Raw genomic sequence first — 11,543 nt, 5'->3', positions numbered from 1 at the left:
AGGGAATAAACCATACGATAAAGGTTTTAAAACGAGATTCCTTTGGAATCAAAGACGTTGAACGATTAAAGCATAAAATTTTATGGCAGCAAGCGGTTAAAAAGGCTCTGTAGAGCGAAATAGTGTAGCAGAGGAAATAAGCGAGACTCCTGCGGAAAAACGGGCGGCCGAGACCCCACAGCGGGCTTTGCGAGGAGGCTCGGGCGTTCGTCCGCGGAAAGCGAGTTTATTTCCTCTGCGGTCTGTGTAAAAATAGCTGTTTTTAGAATGAGCCTTTCGATAAAGAGAGGATGGAAGAAAAATCACACCACCACATTTGACAGAGAACCAAGAAAGTGTATAGCACATGTGTGAATCATAGCTAGTTACCATTTATCCAACAATTCATATCATTATTTTCTTGTCCTTTTAATTAAATTGAAATTGGCGTTTAGTCTATGGATGAAATGGCAGTATATTTTCTATGTATTAAAAGACCTTCAACATACCCCATAATCTTCATTTGTTACAGGAATGCTGTCCAGTTCGTTTCCGCTATAACTAGCACTAAGTATAATCCACCAAGAATCAGTTTTCTCTGTTTTTAAGTTGAAGACGAATTAGAATTGGAAATCTCCATCCTTCATTAGCTGGACTTCAGTTCCACCTTCTTTAATCCCCACTACTTTCATATCTTCGGTACCAAAGGTCACATTGACTGACAAAAGTGAAGTATTCAGACCCGCTGTTTTCAACTCTTCCCCAGATTGGTCAATGCTATTTTGAATATTGGAAGGAGATGCATTTCCGATTCCAGTATGACAGGACGTATTTTCATCAAACAAGGTATTGTAAAAAAGAGTATCTGTCTGAGCAAGAGGAGAATTATTTGGGACCAAGGCAATTTCACCTAGATAATGCGAACCTTCATCTGTTTCGATGAGATTTTGTAACACGTCCTGTCCCTTGGAGGCATAATAGTCGGTGATCCTTCCATCTTTAAAAATTAGATAAAATTCATCGATTACACTTCCACCGTAGATAAGAGGTTTAGTACCTACCAATTTGCCATTCACCTTATTTTTATGGGGAGCAGTAAATATTTCTTCCGTAGGAATGTTCGGAAAGAAAGATATTCCATTTTTATCTATGACACCCCCGCCGATATAGAGGTGATTTTTCGGTAGACCAACTAATAAGTCAGTTCCACGGCTGCTTGTAAAATGCAGGGCTTCAAATTGGCTTTCGTTTAGGATTTTTTTTCGAGACTCGAAGGCTTTATTGTGACTCTCCCAATCTTTTATAGGATGTTTCCCATCCGCCCGAGATCCTTTTAAAATTAATTTCCATAATGATCGTAAAGCTTCTTCCTTACTTAGATCGGGAAATACTTTGGTTGCCCATACAACGTTTGGGACAGCTAGAAGACTCCAACGCACCTCATGGGATCTAATTTTCGCATAATAATCCCTCAATTTGATACGAGAAGCTTTTTGGAAACGATTTATCCTTTCTGTAGAAACCTCCTTAAAGACATCTAAGTTTTCAGAAATAATATGGATATATGCAGCACCTGCTTCACCCCACTCCTTAAAACGGGTAGCCTGCCAATCAGGAAAGTGATCGATAACGCTATCTGCTGCATTTATGTAAAACTCTTTGGTAGACTGTTCATCTGTCCAATCTATAAATACATTTGAAGCTCCTGCCTCGTAAGCTACCGTTTGGATCAGACGTGCAAACGTAGCATTTTGTATATCACTATGAATAATCAATAATTGATTTTTTTGCAGATTCACACCAGCTCGCACAGCAAGTTCTGCATACTTTTTTAACTGTGCTTCACTTATAAATTCATATATTCCTTTAATCATTTAGTATCTCCCCTGTGATGTTTTTGTATAATTTTACTACAGAACCTTGAACTACTTATAAACTAACCTGCCAGTTAGTTGAACAACTTTGAGAAGTTTCTTTAAAACGAGCTTTTTTGATTGAAGAACCTGGGTGGGACCATATTATCAGTTAACGAAATACTAAATCATAAAAAAGCAGACAGTTCAAGAAACTGTCTGCTTTTTATAACCTCTATTACTGAAAGCGAATCAAAAAGTACTTCTTCTTCCCTCTTCTTATGATGGTAAACCGATCATCAATACGTTGATCCGGACCAACTGTTTTTTCTAAATCTTGTTCTCTGTCGCCATTGATGTAAATGGCTCCGTTTTTGACATCCTCCCTAGCCTGCCTTTTAGAAGAAGAGATACCTCCTTCGACCAGCAGTTCAACAATATTGGCATCTTCTTTCGTTTTGTTGTAAGAAGGTACATCCTTGAAGCCCTGTTCAATTTCTTCCGCGTTCAAAGATTTAATATCTCCACTGAATAAGGCACTGGAAATCCTTTTTGCTTGCTCAAGCGCCTCTTTGCCATGGACCATCTCTGTCATTTCTTCCGCTAACCTGGTGTGTGCAGCCCGTTTTTCAGGAGCTGATTCGTGTTCTTGTTCAAGAACCTGTAACTCCTTTTGATCCATGAACGTGAAGTACTTGATGAATTTCATTACATCACGGTCATCTGTATTGATCCAAAACTGGTAAAATTCGTATGGAGATGTTTTTTCCGGATCAAGCCATACTGCCCCTCCAGCTGTTTTACCGAATTTGGTACCGTCCGCTTTGGTGATCAATGGCACCGTCAAACCGAAAACCTTCGTCTCTTTTCCCTGGTCCTCCCGCGTTCTGCGGATCAGTTCCATACCGGCGGTGATATTCCCCCATTGGTCACTTCCGCCGATTTGCAGTGTACAGTTTTCCTTCTCGTAAAGATTTTGGAAATCCAGGGATTGTAAAATCATGTAGCTGAATTCAGTAAATGATATGCCGTTCTGTATTCGGGATTCTACTGACTCCTTGGCAAGCATGTAATTGATGCCGAAGTGCTTTCCGGTATCCCGAAGGAAATCAATGATCGTCATCTCAGAAAGCCATTCGTAATTATTGCGTGCGACTGCTGCATTTTCTCCCTCTTCGAAGTTAAGCAATTTCGCAAGTTGTTGCTTGATTTTTTCACTGAACCCCTTTACTACGTCCGCTTCATTTAATGTTCTTTCTGTGGAACGGCCGCTCGGATCTCCAATCATGCCTGTTCCACCGCCTATCAACGCAATTGGTCTGTGACCAGCCCGTTGAAACCTTTTTAACATGGTGATTGGAAGCAGATGTCCAATATGCAAACTGTCTGCCGTTGGATCAAAGCCGCAGTATAAGGTAACAACATCTTCCTGCAAGTGTTTTTTCAAACCTTCTTCGTCGGTAGTCTGCTGCACGAGACCCCTCATTTGTAAATCTTTTAAAATATCAATGTCCTACACTCCTTCTTCCACTATTGTGCCTAAAAATCGACAAACAAAAAAACCTCCTCCCAAATAAAGGGACGAAGCTGTTCGCGGTACCACCCTTGTTGCATCCGTAAGAATGCCACTTAATTTGATAACGGCCAGGCAAGCCGTCTCCTGGTTTCACAGGAGAAACTCCAGAACGTAATTCATGGAATTGTTGTGTACTGCCTTTCAGCATCCGGCAGCTCTCTGACAACAGGGAACAAATCCACTACTTCATTCCTTCTTCGCTTTTTTATTTCAGAAGTTCTGAAAATATTACGTTTTATTTACTAATGATACATTAATACCATATCTTTTGGGTAAATGCAATAATATATGATGAATGCCTGCGAGTAAGTTGACTGCTGTGCTATAATATAGATTGATATTTAGGAGGTTTTGCTGTGAATTTTAAACATTTTGCGGTCAAATATAGAGATAAGTTGAAGGAGTGGTGGCAGGCAGGCAAGATTCAGAAAAGTTTTCGAATAACCTATGATGTGGTTTGGAATATCATTCTGTTCTTTGTCATCATTGGATGTATCGGACTATTTTTTGCAGGAGGCACAGGTGCCGGATACTTTGCCTCACTTGTTAAAGATGAACCGGTAAGATCAGCAGAGAAAATGAAAGAAGACATATATAACTATGAAGAAACCTCGGAATTATATTTCGCAGATAACAAATACTTAGGAAACATCCGTTCTGATTTATACCGGGAAGAGACCACTCTTGATAACGTATCGGATTATGTGAAAGATGCCATTATCGCTACAGAAGATGCCGAATTTGAAACCCATAATGGGGTCGTGCCCAAGGCAATTTTACGAGCGGTTTTTCAAGAAGCTACCAATTCATCGGTAAAAACCGGAGGAAGTACCTTAACCCAACAGCTAATTAAAAACCAGATCCTGACCAATGAAGTATCTTTTGAAAGGAAGGCCAAGGAAATATTGCTGGCGATGCGGCTGGAAAAATCGCTTGGCAAAGAGGAAATATTAGAAGCCTATTTAAATATAGTGCCATTTGGCAGAAACGCTTCCGGGGATAATATCGCAGGCATCGAAACAGCTGCACAAGGGATTTTTGGCGTGGAAGCAAGTGAAATCAACCTCGCCCAGGCTGCTTATATTGCCGGCCTCCCACAAAGCCCTTCTTATTATACGCCTTTCACGAACACAGGTGAATTAAAAAATGAAGAAGCGCTTCAGCCCGGCTTGAACAGAATGCAGACCGTTCTAAGCAGAATGCTGGAAGCCGAATATATTACCAGGGATGAGTATGAGGAAGCAGCCGGCTATGATATCACAAAAGACTTTACAGAGCCGACACCGACACCACTGGACAAGTACCCTTACTTGACGAATGAAATCGAAGATCGAGCCAAGGATATCATCATGAAACAACTGGCAGAGCAAGATGGATACACGGAAGAAGATATTGCAAGTAATGAATCGCTTTATGAAGAATATAGTATTCTAGCAGACCGGAATCTTCGCCGAAAGGGATACAAGATTCATACAACCATTAACAAAAAAATCTATGATGCCTTCCAGAAAATCGGGGAGGAATACGACAATTACGGACCTGAAAAGCCGCAAACGGTAATCGACCCGGAAACGGGAGAAGAAACGACCATTATGGAGCCTGTCCAAGCTGCAGGCATGCTGATTGAAAACAGCACTGGAAAAATCATCAGTTTTCTGGGCGGCCGGGGCTATGATACATCGGAAGTCAATCATGCTACGGATACGCTGCGAAATAACGGAAGTACCATGAAGCCTTTATTGGTATATGGTCCCGCTATGGAAGCTGGTGTGATCCAGCCAGGTTCGGTCGTGCTCGATCATCATTTGAATGAAAGGTATCCCCAGCTTCCAAAAGACTGGCCAAAAAACTATACAGGAACTACGCATGGACTCGTTACAGCAAGAGAAGCACTCAAAAAATCTTATAACATTCCGGCTGCGACCACTTACCAGGAAATTGTAGAAAGTGATCCGGCAACAAATTACCTGGAAAAAATGGGCTTCTCCACCCTGACAGAGGAAGACCATACCAATGCTTCGTTGGCAATTGGCTCCCTCGGTGAAGGGGTCACTGTGGAAGAAAACGTGAACGCCTTCTCCACTTTCGGTAACAACGGAAAGTTTGTCGATGCGTATATGATCGAAAAAATTGAAACCAACGACGGGGAAGTATTATATGAGCATGAAAGCGATCCAGTTGACGTTTTCTCCCCGCAAACCAATTATCTGACCATTGATATGATGCGGGATGTATTGAACAGCGGAACTGCTACCTATACGCAATCCCGTTTGACCAACCGCAATGTCGATTGGGCCGGAAAAACAGGTACTTCTGTGGACTGGTGGGACGCCTGGTTTGTCGCGACCAATCCCAACGTTACGATGGGTACGTGGATAGGCTATGACACACCAAAAGAATTGACATGTAATGCCCAGTACCCTTGCAGCACCGGATACAGTAACCGAAATATTGGATTGTGGTCCGAGTTGGTCAACGCAGCTACTGAAATTGATCCAAGCCTGATGGCTCCAGAAAACAAATTCAGCAGACCAGATAACATTGTTGAACGATCCTTCTGCCGTACTTCCGGCATGTCACCGTCCGACTTATGTAAAGAAATCGGATTAGTGGGTTCAGACATTTTCAATAGTAAATTTGCCCCTGATGAAAAGGATAATAGTCTTGTCAGCGGTAATTTTGTAAAAGTTAACGGCAAGTCCGTTAAAGCTGGTGACAAGTCACCTTCTGAATTCACAGACGGCGACGGCGTTTCCTTGAATCCGGACTGGCTCAAGGTGAACATGTATGACACCTTAAGTGATTTATCCGTTTTAAAACCACGGAATGCAGGAAAGGCATGGGATAAAGTTTCATTCTCCGCTGGAAGCAGTTCATCTTCGAACATATCGGATGATGGAAAGGCACCTGCTCCGCCTTCTTCCTTATCAAATAGCGGAACGAAACTCAAGTGGAAGAGTTCGTCTAGCAAAGATGTAGTCGGTTATCGGATATTCCGGTCAGAAAGTAAGAATGGCTCATTCAGCTTAATCGGAAACACGACCGATTCAACTTTTACCGTTCCGAGCAAAGGAGCCATCTATCATGTCAAAGCTGTGGATTATTTCGGCAGGGAATCTTCCGCTTCAAAAGCTATTCAGATAGGAAAGCTGAAAGACGACAATAAGAAAGAGAAAGATACCGATAAGAAAAAAGACGAGGATAAGAAAGAAGATAACGAAAGCCAAGATGAATCTTCTTCCGATGAAGAGGAACAGCAGTCAGACGAAAGTGAACAGGATAATGAGGACCAGTCAGAGGAAGAAAACAATCAACAGGATGATGAAAACAAACAAACATCAGAGGATCAAGAAGAATGATCCAATAATGAAAAAGGTCGCTGTATGAAAATGGAGGTCACTGAAAAACTGAAGGTCTTTGAAAAGTAGAATTTTAAATAAGCGGTCAGTGCGGAAATTAATTTCCACACTGACCGCTTTTCGTCTAATTTTTAGAGGTTTGTGCCCTCTATTCCTTCATTAGTTTAACGATTCGTTAGAGTTGATTTTCTTTTTTAAATCAATGAAAATCAACTCTTTTTAGATTGGCCCTTGGTAATCCCACGATGAGCGAGCGGTGGTACGCCTGCGGGAACAGCGCAAGCCGAAGATCCACTTGATCAAGTGATCTTCTTGACCAGTTAGCTGTGGCCGTGCCCTCAGCAAGCATCCACCGACAAGCGATTCGCAGAATCAACAACGAGCGGTAACAGCCACTTTAGATTAAAAGGACTTTTTCAGTGGCCTCTGAAAATGCGGCGTCTTTTTTTCTCCTACTGTTGACTTTCCATATTCTATTAATCTGTTTTTAAACGCTGTACAGTCCTGTATAATGAAAGGGAATAAACAATTGAACCTACAGGTGGTGACGTGGTGGAGCATAATAAAAACCGTCAATCCCTTCTCTTGGAGACAGAACAGGGAAATATAACGATCGAAGGCCCACTCCCTTCTTCTGCATTATCAGCTTATCAATTTCATGAAGGTCTTAATGCTTTCCGTCCTGCTTCTAAACAGTTTGAAGCATTGCAGGAGATTGCAGATTTTCCAGAAGGTCGCATCATCATTGCGAGAACAGAGAATATGATCATCGGTTATGTAACCTATTTATATCCAGATCCGCTTGAACGTTGGTCTGAATTCAAAATGGATGACTTAATTGAACTTGGGGCTATCGAAATCGCCTCTGACTACCGTGGCAGTAAGATTGGCTCAAACTTGTTAAAGCTTTCCATGATGGATGAAGAAATGGAGAATTATATTATCATTTCCACAGAATATTACTGGCATTGGGATTTAAAAGGGACAAAATTAAGCGTATGGGATTATCGTAAAGTGATGGAGAAAATGATGTTTGCGGGTGGATTAACACCTGCACCAACTGATGATCCAGAAATTGTTTCCCATCCGGCCAACTGTTTAATGGTGAGGATCGGCAAAAATGTACCCGAACAATCAATCGAGCGATTCGATCGGCTTCGCTTTTTACAACGGGCGAAGTACCGTTCTTTAAGGGAGGGAATCTAATATGCTTGTGGAACAAATCATGAAAACAGAAGTGATTACATTGGCTCCCGAATCTACGATATCCGAGGCATTGAATATTTTGAATGAACATCCTATCCGGCACATTCCAATCATAAATAAAGAAAGACAGGTCATCGGTATTGTATCGGACCGGGACGTCCGCGATGCAAGTCCATCTATTTTCCAACAGGTAAAAACTGCCGAGGAATTAAACAACCAGATTCAAACCATTATGAGCAGTCCCGTGGTAACAGTACATCCGCTCGATTTTGTTGAAGAAATTGCCGCAATTTTCTATGAACAAGAATTTGCATGTGTTCCTGTCGTACGCGAAAACAAACTGGTCGGGATTGTTACCGAAAAGGACATGCTGTATACGCTTATTCAACTGACTGGAACGAATGTTCAAAGCTCCCAGATAGAAGTAAAAGTTCCTGACAGGGCAGGAATCCTTCCGGAAGTAGCCAATATTTTTGGCAAACGAAAAGTGAATATCTCGTCTGTTTTGATTTACCCGTACAAAAATGATCCTAATTATAAAATTCTCGTTTTCCGTTTTCAAACGATGAATCCGCTTCCCATCAAAGCTGATTTAAAAGCTGCTGGTTATCAGGTACTCGGGCCCGATTCTGAGGATCCTGCCTTATGAAACGAGAACCTGCCTTTATTTATTCAGATGCATATACAGATTATCAGTTTAATGCCGATCACCCTTTTAACCAGCAAAGGGTAGTTATGACGAAGGAACTTTTGGAAGCGGAAGGTAAATTGTTTGATCACCATATAGTCCACCCAAGAGTGGCTAGTGTAGAGGAACTGGCTTTGGTTCACGACCGGCAATACATTGAAGCGGTTAAACGCGCTGGAAATGGTCAGCTTAGTGAAGAGGATGCCTGGCAATATGGCTTAGGCACGGAGGATACCCCAATGTTTTCCGGCATGCACGAGGCAGCATCCCTATTGGTAGGCGGCACGCTGACAGCAATAGACAGTGTCCTGAATAATAAAGCTCCCCAAGCTTTGAACTTAGGTGGAGGGCTCCATCATGGATTTAAACGGAAGGCTTCGGGCTTTTGCGTTTATAACGATGCTGCAGTCGCGATCAAGTATATCCGCGACCGTTATCGCTTAAGGGTATTATACGTTGATACCGATGCCCATCACGGTGATGGCGTTCAGTCCTTCTTTTATCATGATCCAGAGGTATGTACATTATCGATTCATGAGACTGGTAGATACTTGTTTCCTGGAACGGGAAGTATTAGTGAACGCGGAGTTAAAGAAGGATATGGGTACACGTTCAATTTGCCCATAGATGCCTTTACAGAGGATGACTCTTTTTTATCTGTATATGAATCCGCTTTCAAAGAGATAACAGAATACTTTCAACCGGATATCATTATCACCCAAAACGGGGCAGATTCCCATTGTTATGATCCACTCACCCATTTATGTACGACGACCAAGACTTTTGAATCCATTCCAATGGTGGCCAGAAAAATCGCTGAACAATACTGTGAAGGAAGATGGGTTGGTTTAGGTGGCGGAGGATACGATATCTGGAGGGTGGTTCCAAGAGCATGGAGCCAGATTTGGAGTGTCATGCTGACAGGAAACATTCTAACAGGTCCCCTCCCTGTTGAATGGAAACGTAAATGGGAAGTGAATTCACCGGTTTCGCTTCCTGAAAGCTGGCAGGATGGCGGGGGATTGTATAAGCCCATACCCCGGAAACCGGAAATCACAGAAAAGAACCAGTTGACTCTCAACCAATGCCTGCAATACTGCAGAAACAAAAGACAGTTTAGCAGCCTGGAATAAACGCCGTTTCCGTTTAAGAGAGTCTGCCCATTTGTTTTCTCTCAAGTCAGTCTATCCATAGAAAAAACCCGAGTTCTCAAAGGAAAGCTCGGGTTTTTGATCGTAATGTAATTAGGAAAATGAAGTAACTGCCATTTCTTATTCTATCTATTCGATTCTTCTTCGAGCAACACGATCTCCACACGGCGATTTTTCGCCCAGTTATCAGAAGAATCATTAGGCGCAAGCGGACGGGTATCACCGTATCCTGCAGCACTGAAACGTTCTTTTGCTGTATCCCCGTTAGCGATTAAATATCGGACCACACTGCTTGCCCTTGCCGATGATAATTCCCAATTGGACGGGAAGCGATAATTCGAGATCGGCCGGTTATCGGTATGCCCTTCTATCCTGACATTATTGGAGATGTTACGCAACAAACGATTAACTTTGTCCAATAACGCCTCCCCATCATCAATGATTTCTGCCTCACCGGATTCAAACAAGACTTTTTCCTGCAGGATCAAAACAACACCTTCATCCGTCTGATTAGCTGTAATTACATTGTAAAGATCATTATCATCAAGAAAAGCTGTTACTTGGTTCATTAAATCATCGGTTTTGTCTGCCGGTTCTGATTCTGAGTCGGACTGCTCCTTCTCGTTTTGATCCGATGTATTCATTTGTTTACCTGATTGCTTGGTGTCGGTATTTTCAGCCGGATCTTCCATCGGCATCGGAGAGGAAGAATAATCAAAGATAGTATTGCTTCGAAGCGATTCTGCCAACGCTTCGAATTTCACCAGATCAATTTGAGACATCGAAAATAGCAAAATGAAAAAAACGAGAATCAACGTTACCATATCAGCATATGTAACCATCCATTTTGGAGAACCTTTGACTTTCCGTTTTCTCCTTCTAGGCTTCATGGACGGACTCCCCCAGGAGCGATTTCTCCGCCTCGCTATTTGTCTTTTTCTTCATATCGGCAGGTAAAAATGCAGCAAGTTTTTCTTCCAAAATCCTTGGATTTTGTCCAGACTGCACACCAATTACACCTTCAATAATGATTTGCTTGTAAAAGATTTCTTCCTCCGTCTTATTCTCAAGCTTTCCTGCCATCGGGATAAAAACCAAATTGGCTAGCACAGTGCCATAAAAAGTTGTTAACAAAGCGACTGCCATGTTGGGTCCAAGTGTGGTAGGATCTTGTAAATTGTTGAGCATAAGGACAAGACCGATAAGTGTTCCAATCATTCCCCAAGCCGGTGCGTATTCACCAGCCTTTTCGATAATAAGCCGCCCTTTTTGATGGCGTTCTTCCAAAGCCGTGATTTCCGCATCCATAATATCATGAATAACTTCCGGTTCAATCCCATCTATTGCAAGAAGGACTCCTTTTTTAAGAAATGGATCCTCCACTTCTTCCAACTCGTTTTCCAAAGTAAGTAAGCCTTCTCTTCTCGCTCTCTCTGACAGATGGATAAATAAGCCGATGAGATCCGGAAGACTTTCTTCCCTTTTCGTAAAAGCTTCTTTCATGACATGCCCGGTAAGCTTTATCTGGTCCAGATTGAAGTTGATCAAAATAGCTGCGGCAAGCCCGCCAATCACGATGAAAATCGACGAAACTTGTAGAAAAGAGAGAATTCCCCCGCTTCCACCGCTTGCCAAAATTCCAAACATCAACATGACAAAACCCAACGTAATACCGACTGGAGTCAGGATGTCTCTTTTTTTCATACTCTCTCTCCCCGATTAATTAATGCA

Annotated in this window: 8 protein-coding genes and 1 other annotated feature; of the genes, 4 read left to right on the top strand and 4 right to left on the bottom strand. The window is 42.2% G+C overall.

Annotation, left to right across the window (positions count from 1 at the left end; all coding sequences use genetic code 11):
* Nucleotides 1-599 precede the first annotated feature (599 nt).
* Nucleotides 600-1,853 carry an aminopeptidase gene (locus BN1067_RS10945; RefSeq protein ID WP_053218888.1) on the bottom strand — a complete coding sequence of 418 codons (1,254 nt, stop codon included), beginning with the start codon at nucleotides 1,851-1,853 and terminating at the stop codon, nucleotides 600-602.
* A 217-nt stretch (nucleotides 1,854-2,070) separates the two neighbouring features.
* The gene (gene tyrS, locus BN1067_RS10940) at nucleotides 2,071-3,342 is read right to left on the bottom strand and encodes a tyrosine--tRNA ligase (RefSeq protein ID WP_053218887.1); all 1,272 of its coding nucleotides are present in this window, start codon (nucleotides 3,340-3,342) and stop codon (nucleotides 2,071-2,073) included.
* Nucleotides 3,343-3,406: 64 nt separating this feature from the next.
* Nucleotides 3,407-3,615, bottom strand: a binding site (T-box leader).
* 149 nt (nucleotides 3,616-3,764) lie between these two features.
* On the opposite strand from tyrS, the gene BN1067_RS10935 reads away from it, so the two are divergent.
* The 4 genes from BN1067_RS10935 to BN1067_RS10920 all read left to right on the top strand — a co-directional run bounded on the left by BN1067_RS10935 (nucleotide 3,765) and on the right by BN1067_RS10920 (nucleotide 9,794).
* Nucleotides 3,765-6,767 carry a transglycosylase domain-containing protein gene (locus BN1067_RS10935; protein ID WP_053218886.1) on the top strand — a complete coding sequence of 1,001 codons (3,003 nt, stop codon included), beginning with the start codon at nucleotides 3,765-3,767 and terminating at the stop codon, nucleotides 6,765-6,767.
* A 552-nt stretch (nucleotides 6,768-7,319) separates the two neighbouring features.
* Nucleotides 7,320-7,973: a GNAT family N-acetyltransferase gene (locus tag BN1067_RS10930; RefSeq protein ID WP_053218885.1), complete on the top strand. Its 654-nt coding sequence runs from the start codon at nucleotides 7,320-7,322 to the stop codon at nucleotides 7,971-7,973.
* A 1-nt stretch (nucleotide 7,974) separates the two neighbouring features.
* Nucleotides 7,975-8,622, top strand: a complete 648-nt coding sequence (locus tag BN1067_RS10925; protein ID WP_053218884.1) for an acetoin utilization AcuB family protein — start codon at nucleotides 7,975-7,977, stop codon at nucleotides 8,620-8,622.
* Nucleotides 8,619-9,794 carry an acetoin utilization protein AcuC gene (locus BN1067_RS10920; protein WP_053218883.1) on the top strand — a complete coding sequence of 392 codons (1,176 nt, stop codon included), beginning with the start codon at nucleotides 8,619-8,621 and terminating at the stop codon, nucleotides 9,792-9,794. Before BN1067_RS10925 ends, BN1067_RS10920 begins: the two co-directional genes overlap by 4 nt.
* 143 nt (nucleotides 9,795-9,937) lie before the next feature.
* Here BN1067_RS10920 and motS read toward each other — a convergent pair whose 3' ends face one another.
* Complete coding sequence (gene motS, locus BN1067_RS10915; RefSeq protein WP_053218882.1) at nucleotides 9,938-10,702, bottom strand: flagellar motor protein MotS; 765 nt, start codon at nucleotides 10,700-10,702, stop codon at nucleotides 9,938-9,940.
* Entirely contained in the window at nucleotides 10,692-11,516 is an 825-nt protein-coding gene (gene motP, locus BN1067_RS10910; RefSeq protein WP_053218881.1) for a flagellar motor protein MotP, read from the bottom strand. Before motP ends, motS begins: the two co-directional genes overlap by 11 nt.
* Nucleotides 11,517-11,543 lie beyond the last annotated feature (27 nt).

This window comes from Virgibacillus senegalensis, assembly GCF_000821245.2.
GTDB classification, from domain to species: domain Bacteria; phylum Bacillota; class Bacilli; order Bacillales; family Amphibacillaceae; genus Sediminibacillus; species Sediminibacillus senegalensis.
The sequence above is the reverse complement of the archived record's forward strand: the minus strand, read 5'-3'. Positions and strand labels throughout refer to the sequence as shown.